The organism is Pseudomonas sp. P1_C12 (genome assembly GCF_056406435.1).
Window position 1 is genome coordinate 15,151 of record NZ_JBFUAE010000018.1, and the last position, 24,588, is coordinate 39,738.

General features: G+C 60.2%; 25 protein-coding genes and 2 pseudogenes. 7 read left to right on the forward strand and 20 right to left on the reverse strand.

Features of this window, described 5'->3' with window-relative positions; all coding sequences use genetic code 11:
* Positions 1-7 precede the first annotated feature (7 nt).
* The 6 genes from benB to AC1D19_RS24985 all read right to left on the reverse strand — a co-directional run bounded on the left by benB (position 8) and on the right by AC1D19_RS24985 (position 5,713).
* On the reverse strand, positions 8-496 hold the full coding sequence (gene benB, locus AC1D19_RS24960; RefSeq protein ID WP_477764854.1) for a benzoate 1,2-dioxygenase small subunit: 489 nt from the start codon (positions 494-496) through the stop codon (positions 8-10).
* Entirely contained in the window at positions 493-1,857 is a 1,365-nt protein-coding gene (benA, locus tag AC1D19_RS24965) for a benzoate 1,2-dioxygenase large subunit (protein WP_477764855.1), read from the reverse strand. The genes benB and benA overlap by 4 nt, the downstream gene beginning before the upstream one ends.
* A gap of 258 nt (positions 1,858-2,115) precedes the next feature.
* A complete protein-coding gene (locus AC1D19_RS24970; protein ID WP_477764856.1) occupies positions 2,116-3,075 on the reverse strand; it encodes an AraC family transcriptional regulator in 960 nt (319 codons plus the stop codon).
* Positions 3,076-3,290: 215 nt separating this feature from the next.
* Entirely contained in the window at positions 3,291-4,220 is a 930-nt protein-coding gene (catA, locus tag AC1D19_RS24975; protein WP_477764857.1) for a catechol 1,2-dioxygenase, read from the reverse strand.
* Positions 4,221-4,272: 52 nt separating this feature from the next.
* A complete protein-coding gene (gene catC, locus AC1D19_RS24980; RefSeq protein ID WP_218432980.1) occupies positions 4,273-4,563 on the reverse strand; it encodes a muconolactone Delta-isomerase in 291 nt (96 codons plus the stop codon).
* A gap of 10 nt (positions 4,564-4,573) precedes the next feature.
* Complete coding sequence (locus AC1D19_RS24985) at positions 4,574-5,713, reverse strand: muconate cycloisomerase family protein (protein WP_477764858.1); 1,140 nt, start codon at positions 5,711-5,713, stop codon at positions 4,574-4,576.
* A gap of 127 nt (positions 5,714-5,840) precedes the next feature.
* Between AC1D19_RS24985 and AC1D19_RS24990 the strand changes: the two genes are divergently transcribed.
* Positions 5,841-6,728 (forward strand): LysR family transcriptional regulator, encoded by an 888-nt coding sequence (locus AC1D19_RS24990; RefSeq protein ID WP_477753873.1) that lies wholly within the window; start codon positions 5,841-5,843, stop codon positions 6,726-6,728.
* An 84-nt stretch (positions 6,729-6,812) separates the two neighbouring features.
* On the opposite strand, the gene AC1D19_RS24995 is transcribed toward AC1D19_RS24990, so the two are convergent.
* The gene (locus AC1D19_RS24995; protein ID WP_477764859.1) at positions 6,813-7,712 is read right to left on the reverse strand and encodes a polysaccharide deacetylase family protein; all 900 of its coding nucleotides are present in this window, start codon (positions 7,710-7,712) and stop codon (positions 6,813-6,815) included.
* A gap of 197 nt (positions 7,713-7,909) precedes the next feature.
* On the opposite strand from AC1D19_RS24995, the gene AC1D19_RS25000 reads away from it, so the two are divergent.
* Positions 7,910-8,590, forward strand: coding sequence for an SOS response-associated peptidase family protein (locus AC1D19_RS25000; RefSeq protein ID WP_477764860.1), 681 nt, complete (start codon positions 7,910-7,912; stop codon positions 8,588-8,590).
* Positions 8,591-8,652: 62 nt separating this feature from the next.
* On the opposite strand, the gene AC1D19_RS25005 is transcribed toward AC1D19_RS25000, so the two are convergent.
* From AC1D19_RS25005 to AC1D19_RS25015, 3 genes are all read right to left on the reverse strand, one after another.
* Positions 8,653-8,799, reverse strand: coding sequence for a hypothetical protein (locus tag AC1D19_RS25005; protein ID WP_477764861.1), 147 nt, complete (start codon positions 8,797-8,799; stop codon positions 8,653-8,655).
* Positions 8,800-8,863: 64 nt separating this feature from the next.
* A complete protein-coding gene (locus tag AC1D19_RS25010) occupies positions 8,864-9,175 on the reverse strand; it encodes an AzlD domain-containing protein (protein ID WP_015095729.1) in 312 nt (103 codons plus the stop codon).
* Positions 9,175-9,873 carry an AzlC family ABC transporter permease gene (locus tag AC1D19_RS25015; RefSeq protein WP_477764862.1) on the reverse strand — a complete coding sequence of 233 codons (699 nt, stop codon included), beginning with the start codon at positions 9,871-9,873 and terminating at the stop codon, positions 9,175-9,177. The genes AC1D19_RS25010 and AC1D19_RS25015 overlap by 1 nt, the downstream gene beginning before the upstream one ends.
* Before the next feature lie 168 nt (positions 9,874-10,041).
* Here AC1D19_RS25015 and AC1D19_RS25020 point away from each other — a divergent pair, with 168 nt between their 5' ends.
* The 3 genes from AC1D19_RS25020 to AC1D19_RS25030 all read left to right on the forward strand — a co-directional run bounded on the left by AC1D19_RS25020 (position 10,042) and on the right by AC1D19_RS25030 (position 12,560).
* Entirely contained in the window at positions 10,042-10,977 is a 936-nt protein-coding gene (locus AC1D19_RS25020; RefSeq protein ID WP_477764863.1) for a sensor domain-containing diguanylate cyclase, read from the forward strand.
* A 284-nt stretch (positions 10,978-11,261) separates the two neighbouring features.
* Positions 11,262-12,137 (forward strand): 4-hydroxy-tetrahydrodipicolinate synthase, encoded by an 876-nt coding sequence (dapA, locus tag AC1D19_RS25025; RefSeq protein WP_477764864.1) that lies wholly within the window; start codon positions 11,262-11,264, stop codon positions 12,135-12,137.
* Between the two features lie 60 nt (positions 12,138-12,197).
* A complete protein-coding gene (locus AC1D19_RS25030; protein ID WP_477764865.1) occupies positions 12,198-12,560 on the forward strand; it encodes a DUF2784 domain-containing protein in 363 nt (120 codons plus the stop codon).
* A 79-nt stretch (positions 12,561-12,639) separates the two neighbouring features.
* Here AC1D19_RS25030 and AC1D19_RS25035 read toward each other — a convergent pair whose 3' ends face one another.
* Positions 12,640-14,184, reverse strand: a complete 1,545-nt coding sequence (locus tag AC1D19_RS25035) for a sensor domain-containing diguanylate cyclase (RefSeq protein ID WP_477764866.1) — start codon at positions 14,182-14,184, stop codon at positions 12,640-12,642.
* 84 nt (positions 14,185-14,268) lie between these two features.
* Positions 14,269-14,796 carry a DUF3087 domain-containing protein gene (locus tag AC1D19_RS25040; RefSeq protein WP_477764867.1) on the reverse strand — a complete coding sequence of 176 codons (528 nt, stop codon included), beginning with the start codon at positions 14,794-14,796 and terminating at the stop codon, positions 14,269-14,271.
* A gap of 234 nt (positions 14,797-15,030) precedes the next feature.
* On the opposite strand from AC1D19_RS25040, the gene ppnN reads away from it, so the two are divergent.
* Together ppnN and AC1D19_RS25050 are read left to right on the forward strand one after the other, a co-directional pair.
* Positions 15,031-16,404, forward strand: coding sequence for a nucleotide 5'-monophosphate nucleosidase PpnN (gene ppnN, locus AC1D19_RS25045; protein WP_477764868.1), 1,374 nt, complete (start codon positions 15,031-15,033; stop codon positions 16,402-16,404).
* Between the two features lie 76 nt (positions 16,405-16,480).
* A pseudogene (locus tag AC1D19_RS25050) lies at positions 16,481-16,624 on the forward strand (DNA mismatch repair protein MutT); the annotation flags it as partial.
* 144 nt (positions 16,625-16,768) lie between these two features.
* Here AC1D19_RS25050 and AC1D19_RS25055 read toward each other — a convergent pair.
* The 8 genes and pseudogenes from AC1D19_RS25055 to AC1D19_RS25090 form a co-directional block, all read right to left on the reverse strand.
* On the reverse strand, positions 16,769-17,236 hold the full coding sequence (locus AC1D19_RS25055) for a hypothetical protein (protein WP_477764869.1): 468 nt from the start codon (positions 17,234-17,236) through the stop codon (positions 16,769-16,771).
* A 101-nt stretch (positions 17,237-17,337) separates the two neighbouring features.
* Positions 17,338-18,579: an SEL1-like repeat protein gene (locus AC1D19_RS25060; protein WP_477764870.1), complete on the reverse strand. Its 1,242-nt coding sequence runs from the start codon at positions 18,577-18,579 to the stop codon at positions 17,338-17,340.
* Between the two features lie 14 nt (positions 18,580-18,593).
* The gene (locus AC1D19_RS25065; RefSeq protein ID WP_477764939.1) at positions 18,594-19,880 is read right to left on the reverse strand and encodes an SEL1-like repeat protein; all 1,287 of its coding nucleotides are present in this window, start codon (positions 19,878-19,880) and stop codon (positions 18,594-18,596) included.
* Positions 19,880-21,692: pseudogene (locus AC1D19_RS25070) on the reverse strand (phospholipase D-like domain-containing protein). Before AC1D19_RS25070 ends, AC1D19_RS25065 begins: the two are co-directional and overlap by 1 nt.
* A 275-nt stretch (positions 21,693-21,967) precedes the next feature.
* Positions 21,968-22,291 carry a DUF6124 family protein gene (locus AC1D19_RS25075; RefSeq protein ID WP_477764871.1) on the reverse strand — a complete coding sequence of 108 codons (324 nt, stop codon included), beginning with the start codon at positions 22,289-22,291 and terminating at the stop codon, positions 21,968-21,970.
* 930 nt (positions 22,292-23,221) lie between these two features.
* Positions 23,222-23,761 (reverse strand): type II secretion system protein, encoded by a 540-nt coding sequence (locus tag AC1D19_RS25080; protein ID WP_477764872.1) that lies wholly within the window; start codon positions 23,759-23,761, stop codon positions 23,222-23,224.
* On the reverse strand, positions 23,736-24,110 hold the full coding sequence (locus tag AC1D19_RS25085) for a type II secretion system protein (protein ID WP_477764873.1): 375 nt from the start codon (positions 24,108-24,110) through the stop codon (positions 23,736-23,738). Before AC1D19_RS25085 ends, AC1D19_RS25080 begins: the two co-directional genes overlap by 26 nt.
* A 4-nt stretch (positions 24,111-24,114) precedes the next feature.
* Positions 24,115-24,588, reverse strand: a complete 474-nt coding sequence (locus AC1D19_RS25090) for a type II secretion system protein (protein ID WP_477764874.1) — start codon at positions 24,586-24,588, stop codon at positions 24,115-24,117.

Consider the following 24,588-nt stretch of genomic DNA (forward strand, 5'->3'; position numbering starts at 1 on the left):
GGCCGCCTCACAGGTGGTAAACATCGATGACCTGACGAACGTAGTCGTTCTTCAGGATCACTTTCTTGGCCTTGATCAACGGGTTTTCACCGCGCACGTCGAGGGTGTAGAAACTGCTGCCGAAATAGCTGTCGACGGTCTTGTAGCGAAAACTCAGGGTGTGCCAGTTAAAGCGCACCTTGCACAGTCCGTCGGCCTGTTCGAGCAGCTCGATGTTGCTGATGTTGTGGGAGGTGCGGGTGTCCGGCACGCTGGCGCTGGAGCGCTCGGTCTTGATGCGAAAGATGCGGTCTTCAAGGCCCGTGCGGTTGCCGTACCAGATCAGCGAGATTTCCCGCTGCGGGTCCTCGGTCAATTCGTCGTTGTCGTCCCAGGACGGCATCCAGTACGTCGCGTCGGGGGCGTACATTTCCAGCCATTCGTCCCACTGCCGGTCGTCGAGGTAGCGCGCTTCGCGGTAGAGGAAATCGCGTACGGCATCAAAGGTGATGGTCATTGCACGTCCTCCACGGCGATCAGTTTCGACTGCTCGGCAGCCAGGGCCTTGAGCATGGTCTGCTGCCAGTACTTGTGTTGCAGCACGAACAGGCCTTCGTCTTCGGTGCGCACGCCACTGAGCAGCGGATGCAGGTCGATCTCTTTGGCGGCTTCGTCGGCACCTTCGATCCAGTGCTCGGCTCCCCGGGACATGTCGTTCCAGGTGGTGACGCTGCCCTGATAGCTGGTCTGGCAGGAGCGGAATTCCTCCAGGTCGTCCGGCGTGGCCATGCCGCTGACGTTGAAAAAATCTTCGTACTGACGAATCCGGCTGGAACGGGCGTGATCGCTCTCGCCCTTGGGGGCGATGCAGTAGATGGTGATTTCCGTGCGGTTGACCGAGATCGGCCGGGCGATACGGATCTGCGAGCTGAACTGGTCCATCAGGTACACGTTGGGGTACAGGCACAGGTTGCGCGAATTCTCGATCATCCAGTCGGCGCGGGCCTTGCCGAAGTCTTGCGCCAGCTGATCGCGACGCTCGTACAGCGGACGGTCCTCCGGGTTGGCCCAGCGGGTCCAGAGCAGCATGTGGCCCTTGTCGAAGGAATAGAAACCACCGCCCTGCTTGGCCCAGCTGCCGGCGCTCATGGTCGGATTGCTGTCACCGGCTTCGCGCTGTTTGCGCTGGTTCTGGGTGGCGGCGTAGTTCCAGTGCACGGAGCTGACGTGGTAGCCGTCGGCGCCGTTTTCGGCGGTGAGTTTCCAGTTGCCTTCGTAGATGTAGCTGGAGGAGCCGCGCAGCACTTCCAGGCCATCGGCGGACTGGTCGACGATCATGTCGATGATCTTCGCCGACTCGCCCAGGTGCTCGACCAGTGGCAGCACATCGGCCTTGAGGCTGCCGAACAGGAAGCCGCGATAGGACTCGAAACGCGCGACACGGGTCAGGTCGTGGGAGCCTTCGCAGTTGAAACTCGACGGGTAGCCGGCGTTGGCCGGATCCTTGACCTTGAGCAGCTTGCCGGAGTTGTTGAAGGTCCAGCCGTGGAACGGGCAGGTGTAGGAGCTCTTGTTGCCGGACTTGTGTCGGCACAGGGTCGCGCCGCGATGGCTGCAGGCATTGATGAAGGCGTTGAGTACACCGTCCTTGTTGCGCGCAATGAAGATCGACTGGCGCCCCATGGTGGTGGTGTAGAAATCGTTGATGTTGGGGATCTGGCTTTCGTGTGCCAGGTACAGCCAGTTGCCCTCGAAGATGTGCTGCATCTCCAGGTCGAACAACCGGGGGTCGGTGAACATTTCGCGTTTGCAGCGATAGAGGCCCTGCTCGGGATCGTCTTCAAGCAGGGAATGCAAATATTCGGGTCGCAGGGACATGGCCGCCGCCTCCATTGTTATTGTTCAGGCAGGGCCATGCTAGGACGGGGGGGCAGGCTGGAGTATCCGCGGGGTGCAGACCTTTATCCGTTTTGTGCAGGGCTCACCGATCGCTACTTGCGGCGACTCCGTTATGGAATACGCACTCATGTAGGAGCTGCCGAAGGCTGCGATCTTTTGATCTTGCCTTTAAAGCAAAATCAAAAGATCGTCCGAACGCGGCCCGAGCCTTCGGCAGCTCCTACAGGGGATATTGATTCAGTGCCGGCGTTTGAGGGTATCGGACGGCAATTCGCCGAACTGCTTGCGATAGCTGTCGGAGAACCGGCCCAGGTGCAGGAAGCCGTAATCCATCGCCACTTCGGTGACGTTGCGCACGTTGCAGGTCGGGTCGCTGAGGCAGGCGTTGATGCGTTCCAGGCGTTTCTGGCGCTGGTAGTTTTTCGGCGTAAGGCCGGCATTGCGCTCGAACAGTCCGTACAACGAGCGCAGGCTAATGTGCGCCTGGCGCGCCAGTGCTTCGCTGTCGATGTCCTGCTTGAGGTTATTGGCGATGTAATCGGCAATCGCCTCGAACGTGGCCGTCTGCGAGCCCGGTTCGAGGCGGCAGACATTGGTTTTCATCAGGCTGAGCATCTTGCTGACGATGATCTGCGTGTAATGCTCCTGCACCCTGGGGATCTGCTCGGTGGATTCAGCCTCCTGGCAGATCATCGCCAACAGGTTGACGAAACCTTCCAGTTCATTGAGCTGATAACGGTTTTCCAGAAACCGCACGCCCTGCCGCGGATAGCGCCAGCGCTGCTCATCGCAGACCGATTCGAACAAGCGGGTCGGGACTTTGAGGATGAATTTTTCGCAATCGGCGGAGTACGTCAGGTCCACCGGATCATCGGGATTGATCAGCAGCAATTCGCCGGGAGCGAAGTAATGTTCCTGGCCGTGGCCACGCCACAGGCAATTGCCGCGCAGCAGCACTTGCAGGTGATAAATGCTGTCCAGCGCACCGGACGTCACGCGCACGCTGGCACCGTAGCTGATGCGGCACAAGTCGAGGCTGGCGAACTTGCGATGATCAAGGCTGGCCAGCGGACTGCCGGCGCGGGGCATGAGAATGCAGTGGTTGCCGACGTGCTGATTGACGTAGCCCGACACCGCATAAGGGTCGGCATGGTCGAATACTCTGCTGCGCTGACTCAACAGTTGAGCTTGCATCATCGGGTCACTCTCATTGTTGTTATAGGTTGCGTCGGGGCATTCTAAGGCAGTCCTTGCAGCGGTGTATCAATGCACTGACCTGTGAAGGGGTCATCGAACAACATCAATCCCCTGTAGGAGCTGCCGAAGGCTCGGGCCGCGTTCGGACGATCTTTTGATCTTGAAAGATCGCTGCCTCGTTGCACTCGACAGCTCCTACAGGGGAGCGCGGATAATCAGTCTTCCAGTGCGCGGACCCGCTCGTGGCGCTGCTGCTCTTCAGGCTGGGCCGACGACTGCAAGGTGAAGTCGAACTCGATTTCGGCAAAGCGACCGCTCACACCATGGGCCGCCGCGCGCTGCTGATCGTCACTGAAGGTGATCCTGGCGATCAATTCGTCACGGGTGGCGTAGGCAAAATCGTCGTGCAGGTACTGATCGCCGTCGAGGTTGATCTGGGTGGTCAGGTGGCGATGATCCGGCGCGGAAATGAAGAAGTGCACGTGCGCCGGACGCTGGCCATGACGGCCCAGTTGATCGAGCAGTTGCTGGGTCGGACCGTCCGGCGGGCAGCCGTAGCCCGACGGCACGATGCTACGGAAACGGTAGCGGCCTTCGGCATCGGTCACGATGCGGCGACGCAGGTTGAATTCCGACTGCGTGGTATCGAAGTACGAGTAGGTGCCACCGGTATTGGCGTGCCAGACGTCTACCACGGCACCAGCCAGGGGTTCGCCAGCGGTGTTGAACACGCGGCCTTGCATGAACAGGGTCACGCCCGGATCGACGCCATCGTCGAGGCGCGCTTCGCCCACCGACAGCGGCGCACCCGCCACGTACAGCGGGCCTTCGATGGTGCGCGGCGTGCCGCCGGACTTGCCGGCCTGTTCGTCTTCGGCGTCCATCAACAGGTCGAGGTAATGCTCCAGACCGACACCGGCCACCAGCAGCCCGGCTTCCTGGCGCGCACCCAGCACGTTGAGGTAGTTGACGGCTTTCCAGAATTCTTCCGGGGTCACGGCCAGGTCTTCGATGATGTTCACCGAATCACGCAGGATGCGGTACACCAGCGCCTTGGTCCGTGGATTGCCGGCGTCGTTGAGCAGGCCGCTGGCTTCTTCGAGAAATTTCTGGACTTCGGCAGTGTGGGAAATCTTGACGTTCATTCTGGGTTCCTCATCTTGTAATTATTAGCGTAGCGCGCTGAACAGGCTGGACTCAGCGGTCATCGTCACGGATGGAAGAAGGATGCCGGCACATCGCGTCGATCTCGATGGCCATGTACGGAAACAGTGGCAATTGCATCAGCAGGTCATGCAGCTCCTGAACGCTGTCGACATCGAACACGCTGTAGTTGGCGTAGTGCCCGGCGATGCGCCACAGGTGGCGCCACTTGCCCTGCTCTTGCAGGCGCTGGGCCAGGGCTTTTTCATCAGCCTTGAGTTTGGCTGCCGCTTGCGGATTCATATCGACCGGCAGGTTCACGGTCATTTTTACGTGGAACAGCATAATGCTCTCCTCAGGCTTGATGAATGGTCTTGTCGCGGCGGAAGAACGCCAGGCGCTCTTCATCCAGGCTCAGGCCCAGACCCGGTGTATTCGGCACGTGCAGTTCAAAATCGCGGTACACCAGCGGTTCGCTGAGAATGTCTTCGGTCAGCAGCAACGGGCCGAACAGCTCGGTGTCCCACGCCAGTTTGTTCAGCGTGACGAAGGCATGGGCCGAGGCCATGGTGCCCAAGCCACCTTCAAGCATGGTGCCGCCGTACAGGGCGATGCCGGCTGCTTCGGCGATGGAGGCGGTACGCAATACAGCGCGTGGGCCACCGTTCTTGGCGATTTTCAGGGCGAACACCGAGGCCGCGCCTTCGCGGGCCAGGTTGAACGCATCTTCCACGCATTCGATGGATTCGTCGGCCATGATCGGCGCCGGGCTCATGGCGTTCAGGCGAGCCATGCCGGCGCGGTTGTTGCGCGAGATCGGCTGTTCGATCAGGTCGATGCCGTTGGTACCGAGGATTCGGCAGGCACGTATCGCGACGGCTTCGTCCCACGCCTGGTTGACGTCGACCCGCACACTGGCGCGGTCGCCCAGGGCTTTTTTGATGGCGATGACGTGGGCCAGGTCGCGATTGACCTCGCCGGCACCGATCTTCAGTTTGAAAATGCGGTGGCGACGCAGGTCGAGCATTTTTTCCGCTTCGGCGATGTCTTTCTCGGTGTCGCCGCTGGCCAGGGTCCAGGCCACGGGCAGCGCGTCACGCACACGGCCGCCAAGCAACTCGCTCACCGGCAGGCCGAGGCGTTTGCCCTGGGCGTCGAGCAGCGCGGTTTCGATACCGGATTTGGCGAAGGTGTTGCCACGGATGCTGCGTTCCAGGCGCAACATGGCGGCATTGACATTGCCGCTGTCCTGGCCGATCAACAACGGTGCGAAGTGCGTGTCGATGTTGGTCTTGATGCTGTCCGGGCTTTCATTGCCGTAGGCCAGGCCACCGATGGTGGTGGATTCGCCGATGCCTTCGATGCCGTCGGCGCAACGCACACGAATGATCACCAGGGTCTGGTTCTGCATGGTGTGCATCGCCAGCTTGTGCGGGCGGATGGTCGGCAGATCGACGATGATCGTCTCGATCGACTCAATGGCTGTTGCAAGCATTTCGATACCCGTCAGGTTCTTGAAGTTCTGGAATCGATTCTCGTACGGCTTTTTTCGCGATGCCAATATAGAATTGGTCTGACTTGATACCTTAAAGGTATGCAACTGATCAGCATCTGGAGGCTCCATGGAATTGCGTCACCTGCGTTATTTCCAGGTATTGGCTCAAACCCTCAACTTCACCCGCGCCGCAGAGCTGCTGCACATCGCCCAACCGCCCCTGAGCCGGCAGATCCAGCAACTGGAGGACGAACTGGGGGTGATGCTGCTGGAGCGCGGCCGACCGCTGAAGCTGACCGACGCCGGGCGGTTTTTCCATGAGCACTCCACCGCCCTGCTCGAACAACTGAACAAGGTCTGCGACAACACGCGGCGTATCGGGCTGGGTGAGAAAACCTGGCTGGGGATCGGCTTTGCGCCATCGACACTGTATGGCGTGCTGCCGGAACTGATCCGCCGCTTGCGCAGCGGCGAGCCGCTGGAGCTGGAACTGGGGCTGTCGGAAATGACCACGTTGCAACAGGTGCAGGCGCTCAAGGCCGGGCGCATAGACATCGGTTTCGGCCGGATCCGCATCGACGATCCGGCCATCGTCCAGACCGTGCTCACCGAAGACCGCCTGGTCGCCGCCCTGCCCGCCGGGCATCCGCTGCTCGCCGGTCCCATCAGCCTGCGGGAGCTGGCAAAGGAACCCTTTGTGCTGTACCCCGGCAACCCACGGCCGAGTTACGCCGACCATGTGATTGCCCTGTTTGAGTCCTATGGCGTGCGCATCCACGTCGCGCAATGGACCAACGAGCTGCAAACGGCGATCGGCCTGGTGGGGGCAGGCATCGGGGTCACGCTGGTGCCCGCCTCGGTGCAGTTGCTGCACCGCGACGACATCGGTTTCACACCATTGCTGGAAGACAACGCCACCTCGCCGATCATTCTCAGCCGACGGGTGGGCGATGTGTCGCCGGGGTTGAACCATTGTTTGCGGATGATAGATGAGCTGCTGCCACCGGCAATTTAAGGCAGTAAATACCTGTGTCGAGGGAGCTTGTCGGAACCCCGCACCGCCCCGCTGGGCTGCGTAGCGGCCCTATCTGCACGTTTTCTAATGGGCGTTCCCGCCCCAGATCCAATTCCAGAACCCCGGCAACTCGACCGGCTGCGAATCGTCGCGCACGGTTCGCGCCATGGCAGCCCGCAGCAACGCGGCCTGATCCTCGTAAAACGGCTTGTCCGCGGTTTTCACTCCGGTCTCCCGGGCGCTGTCGAGCAGAATCTGCAGGTATTCGCGGGTATGCCGGGCGGTATAACGGTTGAGGTCGTGGAAGGTCACCACCACCGGAATCACCCCATCGACCACCGGCAGTTCGCCGCGGGCAATGCGTTCGCGAACTTCGGACATCGAACGCAGCATGTGCGACCGGCGCCGGGGGCTGGCGTTGAAGCCCCAGATTTTGCCGTCATTGGCGCTCAAGTCCGTCAACAGCACATGCAGGCCATGCCGCTGATAAGCGGCGAAGGTGCGTTTGTCGTAGTTCCAGAATGGCGGGCGCAGCAAGGTTGGGGGGGCGCCGGTGATCGCCGCGATGTCGGCGCTGCCATCGGTCAGGGACTGCTCCAGCTCCTGGGGCTCCAGCGAGCGATGATTGGTGTGCCAGGGCGTGGCGGTGTGGAAGCCCAGGATATGACCTTCGGCGTGTTCGCGGCGCATGATGTCCCGGCCCAGCTCGCTGCCGCCAGCCCGCGGTGCGCGGGTTTGCACGAAGAACACGGCTTTGATGCCCGGTTGCAGCGGGTTTTGCGCCAGGCTCTCGAGCACCGTCACGGTCGGATTCCACCAGCTCGATGCACTGGGACCGTCATCGAAGGTCAGCAGAAAGCGGATGGGGGGTTGCTCGTGCAAACGCTGCTCGGTCTGCGCAGTCATTTCGATCGGTGCTGCGATGCACCCCAGCAGACCCACTGCCAGGGCGCACACCGTTAAACACTTGAACAATTGTTTCATCTTTTGCCTTGGGCCAGACCATCACGGTCGATACTTCAACTGGCAGGAATCCTTCGCCCGTTCATCCGTCGTTGGCCCGCATCGAGACGGCGGGCCGAGGTTGGATAAGGTACACACAGTTTGGTTCAAGTGCTTGCCAAGCCTGTTTCGTCGCCACCATCTAAACTGAAAAAAATGCTCAACCAGAGTGTCAGGCCATGTGCGGACGACTGTCGCAATACCGCGGGATTCACGACTTCGTGGCGGTGCTGAGCATCCCCGACGCGCTGATCAATCACGTCGGCAACGAACCCCTGGCGCACTATAACGCCGCCCCCACCACGCAACTCGCCCTGTTGCACCTGGAGAATGAGCGACTGCACGCCGACGCCGTGCGCTGGGGTTGGCGACCGCACTGGTCGACGGATCGCACGGAGCCGATCAATGCCCGGGTCGAGAAAGTCGCCCACGGCCCGTACTTCCGGGCGATCTGGCCCCATCGCGCGATTTGCCCGATTGATAACTGGTTCGAATGGGTCGACGCCGGTGACGGCAACAAACAACCGTGGTTGATTCGGCGACGCAACCGGGCGCCGGTTTTCTGCGCGGCGATCGGTCAGTACCCCATCGGCGGAGCCCCTCACAGGGAGCACGACGGTTTCGTGATCCTGACGGCCGACAGCGCGGGCGGGATGCTTGACGTGCATGACCGACGACCGGTGGTGTTCTCGCCCGAGCTGGCCCGGGAATGGCTGGACCCGGCCACGCCCAAGGAACGAGCCGAGGAAATGGCGTTATCCCAGGGCGAGGTGAGTGATGCATTTGAGTGGTACAAGGTCGACAAGGCTGTTGGCAATGTCAGGAACCAGGGCGCTGCGCTGATTAAAGAAATTCCATGAACCTATCAATAACGACAAAACCCCGCTCAATGGCGCGGGGCTTTGTCGTATTCGCGTGCCGGTCAGAACTTGCGGTCAGGCTCTGACAGTTCCTTACCGTCGTCAGGATGCTTCCAGTCCGGTACCGAACGCTTCTGCTGTTCAAGCTCTTCTTCCGTGGGTTCGTCCTCGTCTTCTTCCGGGTCCGGACGCTTGGGTTCATTGGCCATGTTCACCTCTCTTCCTGAAGGGATCGGTCATCAACTTAAGCTTAGATCAGTTCCCCTGCCCCGCTCACAGCCACCAGCGCAACAAAAAGAAGAAGCCCATGCTCAACAGCATGCTGAGCAACGTATTGCGCGTGTAAAGCACCAGCCCGACCGCCACCAGCGAGCTGATCAGATAGGGATTGTCCCAGTGCAGATTCAGCTGTTTTTCCGGCATGAACACAATCGGCCCACAGATGGCGGTCAACATGCCCGGCACGGCAAACCCGAGGAACTGCCGGGCATTGCTGCTCAGGCGCACCGGCAATCGCGGTTCCAGAAAAACATAGCGGTTGAGGAACACCAACACGCCCATTCCGACAATCACTGCCCAGACCATCATGTGCGTCCACCGTAGAATTTATTGCAGACAAACCCGGCGGTCATCCCCGCCAACCCCGACAGCACCAGCGCCGAGCCCCATTGCCAGTAACTGAACAGCACCGAACAGAACAGCGACACCGCCACGCACACCACGGTCGGCACGTTGCGTACCACCGGGGTGATCAGGGCAATGAAGGTGGCCGCGATGGAGAAGTCCAGGCCCAGGTGTTCAAGGCCGGGAATGCTGCTGCCAAGGACGATGCCCGCCAGGGTGAACAGGTTCCAGGCGATGTAGAACGTCAGGCCCACGCCCAGGGCGTACCAGCGGTTGAACTGCTGTTTGTCGTGCTGGCTGGTCAGGGCGAACAACTCGTCGGTGAGCAAAAAACCCAGGCCCGCGCGCCAGCGCCCCGGCAAAGGAGCAATCACCGAGCGCATGCTCATCCCGTAGAGCAAATGCTGGGAGGTCAGCAGCAACGTGGTGAGCAAGATCGAAAAAATCCCGGCACCACCCTTGAGCATGCCAATGGCCACCAGTTGCGCGGCACCGGCAAACACAATGCTCGACAGACCCTGGCCTTGCAGGGGCGTGAGGTTGGCCTCGATGGCCATGGAACCGGCCAGCAGTCCCCAGGGCGCGGTGGCCAGGGACAGCGGCATGATCGCTGCGGCGCCGCGCAGAAAGGCACTGCGGGGCATGAGTGAGTTGGACATGACGCTCTACAGACAGGGAAAGACCCCAGACTTTGCCAGCTGTGGCGTTCAATGGCTTGAACAATCTTGCTCACTGATACGACTGCATGCCATTCATCGGCTACCCGCTTGATTCGCCAAAGTGGTAGCAACATGATGGCGCTGCATTTTCATCGAGGCAGGCCCTTCATGAGTTCAGTTGAAACCGACAGCGACGTTTATAAAACCTTGCTTGAGTCGACCCGGGCGATTCCCTGGCGCATCGACTGGAAAACCAAGACCTTCAGCTACATCGGGCCGCAGATCGAAGAACTGCTGGGCTGGACGCAGAATAGCTGGGCCTCGGTCAATGACTGGGTCGAGCGCATGCACCCGGATGATCGCGACTACGTGATGGACTTCTGCGTCTCGCAATCGCGCGCCGGTATCGATCACGAAGCCGACTATCGCGCACTCACCGAAAGCGGCGAGTACGTGTGGATCCGCGATGTGGTGCACGTGGTGCGCAAGGACGGCGAAGTCGAGGCGCTGGTGGGTTTCATGTTCGACATCAGCGAGCGCAAGAAAACCGAAGAACACCTGATCCGCCTGCAAAAACAGCTTGAAGAGTATTCCTTCCAGGACGGCCTCACTGGCATCGCCAACCGGCGCATGTTCGACACCGTGCTGGAACGCGAGTGGAACCACGCCCACCGCACCGGTTTGCCATTGTCGGTGCTGGTGCTGGATATCGACTACTTCAAGCAGTACAACGACCATTACGGCCACATCAAGGGCGACGAATGCCTGCGCCGCGTCGCGCAAACCTTGTCCCTGGCGGCGAACCGGCCACGGGATTTCATTGCGCGGATCGGCGGTGAAGAGTTTGTCTGGCTGCTGCCGGAAACCGATGCCGAATCCGCGCGGCTGGTGGCGCACAAATGCCTGCACCTGATTCGCCAGCAGCAGATTACCCATGAATTCTCCGGGGTGTCGAACCTGCTGAGCGTCAGCCTCGGTGTCGGCACCACCGCCGTTTCACCGCATGCCACGGCCCTGGAATTCGTCGAACAGGTCGATCAGTTGCTCTACAAGGCCAAGCACAATGGCCGGATGCGCGCCGAGTTCGCTGATTTTCGTGATTGACAAACGGCGCGCCGGCTTTTAAAACTGGGCGCCTCACTCAGGGTGTAAGCAAGTATGTCCGCAACCTTCAATCTCGACTCTTCCGTCATTGGCTTGATTGCCAAGGCGCAAGATTGCGTTGCGCACGCCCTCAAATCGAAGAAACAGTCGCTCATGTGACCGGGGCGCGCTGTCCCGTCAGATGAGCTGACAGGACATTGAGCGCGACGGACCTCCCTCCCCTTGCTTACCTCCTTCTACGCTCCTGACGGTGACGAAATCGGTCAACCATCAGGAGAAAGTGCATGTCTGCGTTTCAAGGTATCTGGGTTCCACTGGTCACACCGTTCCACAACGGCGCCGTCGATTTCGTCGGCTTGCGGCGGCTGGTCAGCCATCTGCTGGAAAAAGGCGTCGACGGCCTCATCGTTTGCGGCACCACCGGCGAACCGGCGGCGATGGGCAAGCATGAGCAACTGGCGGTGCTCGATGCGGTGCTGGAGCTGGTGTCGGCGCAACGGGTGGTCATGGGCCTGGCCGGTAACAACCTGAGCGAGTTGTTGCAGTTCCAGAGCGAGATCCTCAAGCGCCCGGTGGCAGGTCTGCTGGTGCCGGCGCCCTATTACATCCGCCCGTCCCAGATCGGCCTCGAAGCGTTTTTCCGTACGGTCGCCGATGCCTCCAGTGTTCCGTTGATCCTTTACGACATTCCTTACCGTACCGGCGTGGCCTTCGAACAGGCGACCCTGCTCAACATCGTCGCCCACGAGCGGATCGTCGCCATCAAGGATTGCGGCGGCAACTTTTCAAACACCCTCGCCTTGCTCAATAGCGGCCAGGTCGACGTGCTGTGCGGCGAAGACAACCAGATCTTCAGTGCCCTGTGCCTTGGCGCCAAAGGCGCGATTGCCGCGTCGGCGCATGTCCATCCCGAACTGTTCGTGCAGTTGCACCGGCAGATCCGCGACAACCAATTGGCTGAAGGCCGCGCCACGTTTTTCCGTTTGCTGCCGCTGATCAACAGCCTGTTCCTGGAGCCCAACCCGGCCCCGGTGAAAACCGCTCTGGCCCTGCAAGGCTTGATCGGTGACGAACTACGCGAGCCGATGCAACGCAGCAGTGAATCGATGACTGAGCGTTTGAAAGGCGTACTCAGCGCATTGGGCCGCGACAATCGATAGAGCGCCCGCCGCCGGCCCGAGTACCATGGAGCGATTCGTTCAGCCTTCAGAGGCACCGACATGCTGTACCGAATCGCCGCCGACGGGCTGATGCTGTTGCACTTGCTGTTCATAGTGTTTGTGTTATTCGGCGGGTTGCTGGTACTCAAATGGCGCTACCTGATCTGGTGGCATCCGCCCGCTGCGCTGTGGGGTATGGCGGTGGAATTCTTCCACTTGCCCTGCCCGCTGACCGACTGGGAAAACCACATGCGTCATGGGGCCGGGCAATCTGGCTATGGCGGAGGATTCATCGAGCATTACATTTGGCCCGTGATTTACCCGGCAGGCCTGACACCCGGCATTCAGTTGGGATTGGGCGCCGTGGTACTGGTACTCAATGTACTGGTTTATCTTCGAGTGATCCGGCAATGGGCCGCCTGAATCTTCAACCAGCCAGACGGTCGCGCCTTGGGCTGGTGGCTGGTTCAGGGAACGGACCGGCTTGTCTGACGCCGGACGTTCAGTTGGCAATCACGCTCATGTTCCGCCCACTGGCCTTGGCCACGTACAGCGCCTTGTCTGCCGCACCGATCAGGTCTTCGGGGCGGACCTGGGAATCGGCATTGCTGGCACACACGCCGACGCTGACGGTCACGGCACCTTGCGGGCTGTCACTATGGGCAATTTCGGCCTGTAGCACTGCGCGGCGGATTTTCTCCGCCACCAGAAATGCCCCCACGTAATCGGAGCCAGGCAGCACCACGGCGAACTCTTCGCCACCATAACGGGCGGCCAGGTCACCGGGGCGCTTGATGTTGTCCGTGATGATCGCGCTGACCTTGCGCAAACACTCATCACCGGCCAGGTGGCCGTAGCGGTCGTTGAACGGTTTGAAATGATCGACATCGATCATCAGCAGCGCCAACTCGGCCTGGCTGCGTCGGGCGCGCCCCATTTCGGCATCGATGAAAGCGTCGAGCTGACGCCGGTTGGCCAGCCCCGTCAGCGCGTCCTTGAGGGCCAGGCCCTCGAGGTTGCGATTGACCTCCAGGAGCTTGTCCTGGGTGTCCAGCAACTCGACCTGCACCAGATTCTGCTGCTTCATCAGCTTGATAAGCCGCAACCCCAGCACCCCGAGAAAACTCAGCAACAGCGTGACGATGCAGACGCTGAGCAGGGTTTCCCGGCGCCAACTGGCCAGCACTTCATCCTTGTTCAGCGCGGTAAAAACGATCAGCGGATAACCCTCGACCCGGCGGTATCCCGTCACCCGCTCGACACCGTCGACAATCGACCTGATCGTAGCCATGCCCCCGTCGCCCTTGGGCAACAACTGGGTGAACAATGGGCTCTTGGCGAGGCTGGTGCCGATATCCGTCTCCTTGAAGGGTCTGCGGATGACAATGCTGGCATTGTCGGCGATCAGGTTGATCACCCCGTTACTGCCCATGTCGATGCTGTCGTAGAGTTGCAGGAAATGGCTGAGGTAAATCGACGCCAGCGCCACGCCGGCAAAGCTGCCATCGGGATGATTGACCCGGCGCGAAACCGTCATGATCCATTCACCGCTCGAACGGCTCCTGATCGACGGCCCGATGTGCGGCCCACGGCTAGGGTTATCGCGATGGAAGATGAAGTATTCGCGGTCGGAATTGTTGACGCCGGTTTGGCCTGCGCCATTGGAGTTGGCGATCCACTGCCCTTTTTCGTCGTAAACGAACAGGCCGTGGAGCTGGCTCAACTCACGGCGCTGGACGTTGAGCAGTTGTGGCAGCCGGGATTGATCCACACCTTCGTGCTCCAGACGATCGACCAGGGTGAACAGCAGCGTGTCGGCCTGCTTGATCGTTGCCTGCGCTTGCGAGGCCAGGGTCTGCGCAAGGTTGGACATCGCCACTTCCTTGTCATGCAGCAGGTACTGGCGTGAACTCCAGACCTCCCAGATCACGATAGCCATCATCGACAGGCACACCGCCGCCAGCAGGATCACCGCCGAACGGACTTTGAGTCGGGGCACGGCTGGCCGGAGCATTTCAATATGATCGTTGATCGACGGATGTCGCATGGTGCTCCCTGATTGTCTGTGACAGGGCGAGTCTTCCTGATCGCCGCTTTTGCTCACTATGCCTGCTACAGGCTCGCAATGATGTTAGCGCGCCGCCTGCTTTACCGCCTCCAGCCACGCCGGATCCAGGCGCGTCTGCCCGGTATCGATGCCCAGCGCTTGCATCCGTTCCTTGTGCTGATCCATTTCGCGGATCAACTGGCCGTGGTCGCTGGAGTTGCCATCGAGCTGATGCATCTGGTTCAACCCCAAATGGTAGAAACGCAACAGCTTCATGGCAACCGGATCACCCTGTTCCACGGCCGCCGTTACATGATGCATGACATTGGTGATGCTCATCAGGCTGCGCTTGAGTTGCCAACTATAGACCGCCGGCGCCATCCATTCCTGGCGCCAGAACACTTTGCGCATCAGCGCCGCCATCGCCAGCACCGCAACAAACACGCCACCGACATTGAAGCGCAGATTATCGCCCCCAGCCTCGCCGAACAGAGCCACCGCCGCCGTGGACAGAATCATCGCCAGCGCCAGAAAGATCAGGGCAATGATGACCGTGCTGCGCCGCGTCTGTTGCCGGTAGGTGTCGGCGTTCATCGGCTGGATTTCGAACATTGCGTCGGGTTTCCTGAGCTTCAATGGTAAAAAGGGGTCTGAGGCAAAAAGACAACGGACCATTATGGCCTCTGCGAGGGATTTAGCTATGCTGGGGGTCCTTTTCATCTTTTCATCGTCAAGCGAGGGACGTGGCGAGACCACGCAGTTCGTGCCATCTTCTTCCATGAATACACATTATTCGGATGCCATTCGTGGCTGCTGTGTGAATGACATCGTTTTAAGGATCATTGAATGACCCAACGCCAAGTTATCAACGCCTCCGTCAGCCCCAAAGGCAGCCTGGAAACGCTCTCGCAACGGGAAGTCCAGCAATTGAGCGAAGCCGGTTCCGGTAGCACCTACACCCTCTTCCGCCAGTGCGCCCTGGCCATCCTCAACACTGGCGCCCATGTCGACAACGCCAAGACCATTCTTGAAGCCTATAAAGATTTTGAGATCCGCATTCACCAACAGGACCGCGGCGTACGCCTGGAACTGCTGAACGCTCCGGCCGACGCCTTCGTTGACGGCGAAATGATCGCCAGCACCCGGGAAATGCTGTTCAGCGCCCTGCGTGACATCGTCTACACCGAAAACGAACTCGACAGCCAACGCATCGACCTGAGCAGCTCCCAGGGCATCAGCGACTACGTGTTCCACCTGCTGCGCAACGCCCGCACCCTGCGTCCCGGCGTCGAGCCGAAGATCGTGGTGTGCTGGGGCGGGCACTCGATCAACACCGAAGAATACAAATACACCAAGAAAGTCGGCCATGAACTGGGCCTGCGTAGCCTGGACGTCTGCACCGGGTGCGGCCCCGGCGTGATGAAAGGCCCGATGAAAGGCGCGACCATCGCCCACGCCAAGCAACGCATCCACGGCGGCCGCTACCTGGGCCTGACTGAACCCGGAATCATCGCCGCCGAAGCGCCGAACCCGATCGTCAACGAACTGGTGATCCTGCCGGACATCGAAAAACGCCTGGAAGCCTTCGTCCGCGTCGGCCACGGCATCATCATCTTCCCGGGCGGCGCCGGAACGGCCGAAGAGTTCCTGTACCTGCTCGGCATCCTGATGCACCCGGACAATGAAGGCCTGCCCTTCCCGGTCATCCTCACCGGGCCGAAACATGCCGCGCCGTACCTGGAACAACTGGACGCGTTCGTCGGCGCCACCCTGGGCGACGCCGCCAAGCTGCACTACCAGATCATCATCGATGACCCGGCCGAAGTGGCGCGCCAGATGACCCAGGGCCTCAAAGCGGTCAAGCAGTTCCGTCGCGAGCGCAACGATGCGTTTCACTTCAACTGGCTGTTGAAAATCGACGAAGGCTTCCAGCGCCCGTTCGACCCGACCCACGAAAACATGGCCAACCTGAAACTGAGCCTCGACCTGCCGTCCCACGAACTGGCGGCCAACCTGCGCCGCGCGTTCTCCGGCATCGTCGCCGGCAACGTCAAGGACAAGGGCATCCGCCTGATCGAAGAACACGGGCCGTACCAGATCCGTGGCGACGCGGCGATCATGCAGCCGCTGGACCTGCTGCTCAAAGCCTTCGTCGCCCAGCACCGCATGAAACTGCCGGGTGGGGCGGCGTATGTGCCGTGTTATCGGGTGGTGGCTTAAAACCACATCGGGATGAGCGTTACCGTCGCGAGCCGCAGTGAAAGCTGCGGTTCGCGGCACTCTATGGAAAGAAAAAATGCGCCAACGCAATTCCGCCATGCTACTGGTGATCAACCCTGCAAAACAGATTCTGCTGTTTCACTTCCAGCATAAAGGCGATGCCCTCGATGGCCATGACCACTGGGCAACACCCGGTGGAGGACTTGAACAAGGCGAGTCGGTGGTCGGTGGCCGAGCTACAGCAGACAGGCGAAACGGTTTGGCCTGAGAGGTTGATCGAGATGCTGGAGAGCGCGCTGAATTAACGAGCGTTACACGCTGGTGGCGATTTTCCAGCGCGTTCAAACCTCGCTCCTACAGGGAATCAATGCACCTGACCGCTGGCCGAATCACCTTGGCGAACCAGAATCTCATTGTCCTTGCTGATGGATTGCTTGATATTGTGACCGATGAGGCCTATCACCTGCCCCTCCTGTGAATACGTCACCTCGACATACCCCCCGCCAACATACTCCACGCGATAAATACGCAACTGATCCACGGTTCGCATCGCGAAGGATTCAATCTCGAATAGATCCTCGACCCCTACTGATTTGGGGATAAGATTCTCGATCGTGATATTTCCAGCTTCATGCAGGAACACTATTGCCCCGTCCGGGCGAGTGACTTTCATGCCGCCCTCTACCTTCTCCACCACGCTGCCAGAAACCTGGGCGCCAACGAAGTTACCTTCGCGGTCTACCTGAACATGGCTATCGCCTGCAGCCGTTTCAGCTCCTTGTGGGACTGCCTCAAACTCGACGTTGATTTTGCCTGCTTTAAGTTTGGTCATTGTGCTGCTCCTTGCAGTTGCCGGAATTGGCGGTGTTTTAGCTTTCTGTGTTGCTGGCGCAACAAGCGGCCAGCGCGCAGCCAAAAACAGATCAGGAAATTTCAGGACTCACCGAACAGACTCCATCTAATGTTTTCTGCTCCGACGGTGACCCGGTCGGCGAGCAGGAAGCGGCTATGGCTGCGCTGGACATTCAGGGTCGGCATGATTTCGCCTTTTTCGAAACGTCGGATCTTGTCGACGATGCCTTCGGCTTTCCAATAGCCAGTCTGCGGGCAGGCCTGGCCGCTGTTGCAGGTCAGCCTGGGGTAAGGCTCCCGGATGAAATCGGGAGAGTCCGGCAGCGGTCGGCCGGAGGCGGGGTCGAGGAGTTTGGCCTTGGCCAGTTGGTGGATCAGTGCTTCGCTGGGCTTTTCTGGCGGGACGTTGGCCCGGCGGGCTTCGAGCCATTGGAGCTTGCCATCCCAGGCTGGGAGTTTGGCCGGCGGGAGGGGGACAATTTCGTTGATTTCGGGGACTGTGGGCTTGGCGTAGGAAGCGTTAGCGAGCACTCGCCAGATTTTTTCATAACGTTCGGCGCGTTCGAGGTCTTCCTGTTGGCCGAGATAGTACAACCGGTCATCTGGTTTTGGGCCACGGAAGCCATTTTCCAAGAAGGAAGCAGAAGATTCATCACCCGCAGCGACTCCGAGTTGGAATGCTTCGAGTGCCTCTTGGTAACGTCCCTTTGTCGACAAGTTGACTCCAAGAGCTCTGCCAGCCTCGCCACTACCTTGCTCGGCCGCACAACGACGCATCTGCCGGGCTATATCTGGTGCGTTTCGGATTGGAGCCAGCTTGTCGCCTACGTACGTCTGGGCTAGAGCACTGCCCTGATCTGCGGCCTTGCGGTAGTAACGCAAGGCCATTTCCGGGTCCTGCTTCAACCCTGCCGAGCCTTGCTGCAGAAAAATCCCCACGAAGTAGTATCCCGTGGCTACCCCGGCATCGATCAGTTGCTGACTCAGGCGCAAATGCTCATCGCCACGCAGCTGGAAACGACCACGCATGGCGCCGTTCTGCAGGTTGATATTGGCCTTGTAATGCCCGTTCTCGGCGGCAATGCGGTACAGCCGCTCGATTTCCATATCGACACTTTTGTCCGGCTTGAGCTGATTGTTTTTCTGCAACCAACGTGCGTATTGGAACAGCACGTCGGCGTCGGCACTGGCTTCAGGGATTTTCTCGTGGGCGCAGGTGAAGGCCAGATTGGCGTTAATCCCGTCAAGCGGATCTATCGTGGCTTTCGTCAAACGGGCGTCATTGGCACAAGCGCCAAGTAGCGCCGAGCTCAGTAACGTCATGACAAGACGGTGCCTCATCCGAGCAGGCCCCAGGTCACCCCGGTCTGAATCTCGACGTACTTGTCCGGGAGCGGCCAAATGCGCGGGCGATAGAAACTGACCTGCACTGTCGGCATGATTTCGCCCTGTTTGAAATGGCGGGGGGCGTTTCTGTCCATCAACAAATCACGCCGCAGGCTGGACCAATGGAACTTCCAGTAACCGGTCTGTGGGCAGGCGTCGCCACTGCCACAGGTCGGCCCGATGAAGTTGGTCTCGCTGAACGCCGGTGATCCCGGAATAGGCCTGCCGGTGGCGGGATCGAGGACCTTGGCCTCGACGAGTTGCCGGATCAGCGTCGCGCTGGGTTTTTCTGGCGGGACATTGGCCAGGCGGGCTTCGAGCCATTGCAGCTTGCCGTCCCAGGCGGGGAGCTTGGCCGGTGGTAGGGGGAGGATTTCGTTGATTTCCGGGACTTTAGGGTTGGCGTAGGAATAACCGGCTAGGATTTTCCAGATTTTTTTGTAGCGATCGGCGCGCTCAAGGTCTTCCGTCTGGCCGTAGTAGTCCATTTCGTTGGTCTGAGGGTGTCCACGAAAAGCATCGTCCAAGCGGCCGGCAGAATGTTCGTCGCCCCCGGCAACACCCATCTGCAAGACTTCGATTGCTTCGCTGTATTTTTGATTCCTCCTTAAATAGAGCGAAAGCATGACTGCAGCTCTGCCATGCCCCTGTTCTGCTGCACATCTACGCATCTGCCGGGCAATATCGGGGGCAACGCTCTTTGGCGCCAGCTTGTCACCCACATCGTATTGCGCCTGGGCATTGCCATAATCGGCGGCCTTACGAAAGTAACGTAACGCCATCTGCGGATCCTGCTTCAACCCGGCCGAGCCCTGCCGGAGGAAGATCCCCACAAAGTAGTACCCCGTGGCGACCCCGGCATCGATCAGTTGCTGGCTCAGGCGCAGGTGCTCGTCGCCACGCAACTGGAAGCGACCGCGCATGGCGCCGTTCTGCAGGTTGATATTGGCCTTGTAATGGCCGTTTTCGGCGGCAATGCGGTACAGCCGTTCGATTTCCACATCGACACTTTTGTCCGGCTTGAGCTGGTTGTTTTTTTGCAGCCAGCGGGCGTACTGGAACAGCAGGTCGGATTGGGCACTGGCTTCCGGAATTTTCTCATGGGCGCAGGTGAAGGCCAGCTTGGCCTTGATTTCAGTCAGAGGTTTCACATGAGGGTCCTTCTTCGTGTAGGTAAAAGCACTGCGGCTATCACAAGCTGCCAACAACAGGCAGGAGAGCAGGAGAAAGCGGCGCATCAGTCGAGGTCCCACAGTTTGGCCTTGCCGTAGAAAAACTCGACGAGGGGAGCGCAAGGCTCTATCTCGCCTTCTTCGCGCTCTTTGTTGTCTTCGATGATGTTTTGCCAAGCTTTGAATGCATCACCCACTTCTTCCTGCACCCCCTTCCCAGCCGTATGCCGATCCCACAACCGCCGCCGTAGCGCCTGGGTCACACTCATCCACTCATGGGCAATGTTCAGCTCACTGTCCACCTGCATGCTGCGGGTGTTGATGTTGGCCGAGCCGTGGGTGGTGAAGACGTCGTCGACGATCATCAACTTGGAGTGGATGTACACCGGCATCCACTCCCTGCCCGCCGGTGAGTCGGGGGCGACCAGCGAACACAGGTGCACTTTCAGACCGGGGACGTCCTCCGGTTCGATGGTGCTGTCCTTGATCTTCTGGATGTGCCGATCGAGGTCGGCCTGCCACTCGGCCAGTTCCCGGTGTCCGACGCGGTCGCGGGGCTCGGGGCGGGGTTGGGACGGGGCGTTTTTTTTCACTTCTTCGATGCGTTGCAACTTGGTGACTTGGGGGATGGTCTCGGCGCGTCCGAGGCTTTCGAGCATGCGCTGGGTGTTGCGGGTGCCGGCATCCACGCTGTCGTCGCCGGCATTGGTGACGACGAACAGGTGCAGGGGGCCATGGAGGCCGGGGTCGCGCCCGCCCCTGAGTTGGGCGGCGACTGCCTGTTTGATCAGCTCGGCCAGGGGCGGCCAGCGAAAGTACTGGTTCTCGATGTAGATGAACTGGGTCGCGTTGTTCACCGCTTGCAGGTACAGCGTCTCGATGTCGCGTTTGCCTTCCTGGGCCTGGGTGCGCAGGATCTGGGCGATCTGCTTGATGGTGCCCGGGGTGCATTGCAGCTGCGGTCCGACTTGCTTGGCCTGACGCGAAGCGAGCAGGTCCTCGCCGGTTTCCTTGCGCCAAGCTGCAGCGAAGTTGTGGTGCAGGTGTTCCAGGATGGGGCCGCTGACCCGGCTGGAAATGTCCTGGCGTGGGGTATCGCCACGCGGACCTTTTGTTGGGGGCCGGTTTGGTGTCCTTGCCACGGTTCAGCGCCGAGTGATCACTGGTGTCCCAATACTCGTCGAGCATGTTGTGGCCCATGACGAAACCCACGGCGCAATCGGGCAGTTCGTAGTCGACCAACACCGTCTTTTGATGGTGCGTGGCGGTGAGTTTCAGGGCCTGGCGCATCTTGCTGCTGATGTGCGGGTCGAGGCTTTCATATTTTACCCAATGGGAAATTTCAGCCCTTTCCTCCCAACTGAAGCCGCGGCTGACGAACGCTGGCAGGCCGTTCGCGACCTGTTGCGCCGCCTGGTTGTCCGCGACCGCACAGCGGGCAAACCACTCGCGGTCTTCGGCGTATTGCGCCTCGGTGGAGCGCTGCAGCGCCCGATCGGCAATACGAATCGAGCCTTTGCCGGGCAGGTTGGCCTCGCCGCCCAGCCCCGCCAGATTGAAGGGCATTTCCCAGCCCAGCAGCCGCACCTTGACGCCTTTTTTGGCCTTGGCCAGGAGCAGCTCACCGATGCTCGGCGCCTCGCCATCGCGGATGAAGTACATCGACGGCTGGAAACCCCAGCAGATGATGTCGACGGTTTTCTCGGCCCCCGCAATGGCCTGGTGCACGGCCCGGAAGGCTTCCTCGCCGTTGATCAACGGCTGATAGGTAGCGCTCACCGGGTGGTATTCGGTGTTGCACACGTACCAGGGTGCCGTGCAGGTGGCCTGATTGGTGTGCTGCAACGCGACTGGCACGACAATGTCGGGTCTGCTCATTGTATTTTTCCTTCCTGGTCGGTGATGCCCATGGGGAGGCGTTCGTTAACCCCTCTCGTTCAAGTGCTCGACAGCTTTCAGGAAGGTAAAAAAGGTTGATATAGGAAGCTTCCGGCACGCGCGTAGGATGCGTCCGAGTGTTGATGCAACGTACCTGTAGGACCATTCGCGATTTTGTCGGCGCCAGGTGCAGCGGCTGCTTTTTGACAGGGTTAAAACAATGGAGCCGAGCGTTGTGGCGAGGAAGCTGGCTCCCGCGCCACAAGCTTCAGCACTTAATCCAGTGGAGCGACGTTATCCAGTGCGCGGTTAACTGCCAGGTCGGCCAGCATGATCACCTGCTGGATGCCCAGCAACATGCTGCGTTGCGGGCCGTCCAGGAATGTTGCGAAGTCGCTGGCCATGACACTTGCCGAGGCCAGCGATTCGCAGGCGTGAGCCAGAAGGCTTTCGGTTTCGATGTTCGGAGCGATGATGAACATCGTGCTGGGATTGTGCGGTGCGTTGTTTTTGAGGATGGCGGGTTTGAGGTGCAGACCGGGTGCACGTTGAGTGGTACCGGTTTCTGATTCGGGGGGATTGGGTGCGGGTTTGACCATGACGAAGCTCCTTGATTGATGGAGCCGCCACAATTCGCTGCGAAGCGAAGAAGGTGGCGGCCATACGCAGGTTCGCAGACCGGGAATCAAGGAACCCGGCAGACCCGAAAGCCTCCCGCGCACAGCCGCCATAACGCAAAACAGTGGGCGAACAAAAGCGCCAACTGCAAGGAAACGGTGGCGCTGAGCGCCTTGATTAACCTGGGCTGCGAAACCCGATCGCTGAATTTGCAGCGACCCGACAACGATAGAGTCAGGGTCCAAGGCCCACAAGCCGGCGGATTCTGGCGTAGTTGTAGGCAATGACGCAAGGCGGTGTAGCCTCACTCCTGGTCCTACAACCCTATCCGTTATCCCCCTCTTGCTCCCTTGCCACATTGGTGGTGTGAACCAAAGGATTAGCATTGGTTGTAAGGCCGCCTTCGCGGGCAAGCCCGCTCCTACAGTTTGAGTTGCGTGTACCTGCGAGAGTTTGGTCGGCTGGCAGGCCGCCTTCGCTGGCAAGCCAGCTCCTACAGTTGATCGGCGTACACTCACGCTTCTCACCACTCAACAGGCCGAGCGTTAGCTCGCCTGCAGCTTTTGATCTTGATCCACCCGCCCCCTCGGCAGGCTGAGCGGAGGCGTTCATCCGGGGGGGAGGCGCGCAGCGCCGTTCGGCGCAGCCGAACACATCGAGAGGAGGTCGAGCGAAGCCGACCGGAGGCGATGCCCCCGGATGAATGCCGGAGCGAAGGAACCCCGAGCCTTAGCGAGGGGCCGTACGTTCGGGGCGAGACTTTTTGGTTCCTTTTGTGTCGTTTGACAAAAGGGACTCGCCGTAAGGGCGAAACCATAAGTCGCCGTTACCGCAGCAATGGATATGTACGCGGTCAACAAAAGACAGGTCGGCTGTCAGGCCGCCTTCGCGAGCAGGCTCGCGAAGGCGGATCAAGGCTGCAATGCCTGAGGCGAGGTGGACGGGTCTTTCGGCGGCCCGCCGGTATCTTCGAGGGAGGCTTTCTCGGCCACGAACTGCCAGTCCTTGTAGCTGGCCATGCCGTTGAAGTCCGACCACTCGCTGGGAAAATTCACCTGCTTGAGCGGCTTCTCGGTGGACGGGCAGTACACACCGCTGATCCGTCCGTCGATACCTCGAATCAGCTCCCATTCACCACCGGTCATCGGCTCCGGGTACAACTGCCGGATATGGTGCCTGGCCGACGGGAAACGCTCGTCCTGCAACAGGTCCGCAAGTTCTTTCGGGTACAGCGCGACACCAGGCGAACTGCGGTAATAGCTGCGCAGTGCCTGGGCATACTGCGTACCGACCCAGAGCAACTGGTTTTCGCGATCCCGGCGCGAAGCGGTGGCCCACAACTCGCCGGCACTGGCCAGGCCCATGCCTATCACGACGATCAGAAACAGCACACCCAGATAGGTGAAACCGTCCTGGCCCGATGGCTTACCACTCGGAATACAGGCTGCCATCACGCGCCCTCCCGCCGGCCCCACTCTTGATATCGGCCACCCCGCCCGCCACGCCATCCGGTGGCGCGACCATGACCCAGGTGTCCTTGCGCTCGGAAATCGGGTCCAGCGGCTGGTTACGCAGGTAGCGCAGTTCGACCAGCTGTTCGATGGAATCGGGATAACGCCCGGTGTCCCCGTAGTAGTGATCCAGCGCCTCGCGCATGGACGACAGACTCTGGTGCAGGGTGGTCTCTTTCGAGGCCTCCAGGCTGGTGAAGTAGCGTGGCAAGGCGATCGTCATCAGGGTCGCGATGATTGCCAAAACCACCATCAGTTCAATCAGGGTAAAACCCTTTTGCCGACGCATAGGCTCACCACTCTCGGTAGGCAATACCATTGAGACCCTTGCCCCGGGCCTTGGAGTAAACGTCAAAGACGTCCTGGCCCTCCCGCGGGCTCTCAGCCGAACTGTCATAGGAACGCAGGCCCCAGCCGCCCTCGTCGTCACGCTTGACGACTGCCAGCGGGTCACGGGGGATGCGCCGCAGGAAGTAGAACTTGGCACCCTTGGCGCTGCGCACGTCACGCACACCATCGACCAGCACTTTCAGGTTCGGCGGGTAGCCGTTGCTGTCGAGCGTCTTCTCGATGTAGCCGGCGTCGAAGGCACGTTTGTAGGCGTCGATGCCATCGCGGATCTGATACAGCGCAGTCCGCAGTTCCTGCTCTTTGCCCCGGCGCACCACCGTCTCGGTCAGCGGTGCGGCCATGCCGGCCAGCAGGCCGACCAGAGCGAGCGTCACCACGACTTCGACCAGGCTGAAACCGCGTTGCGAGGCGTTCAT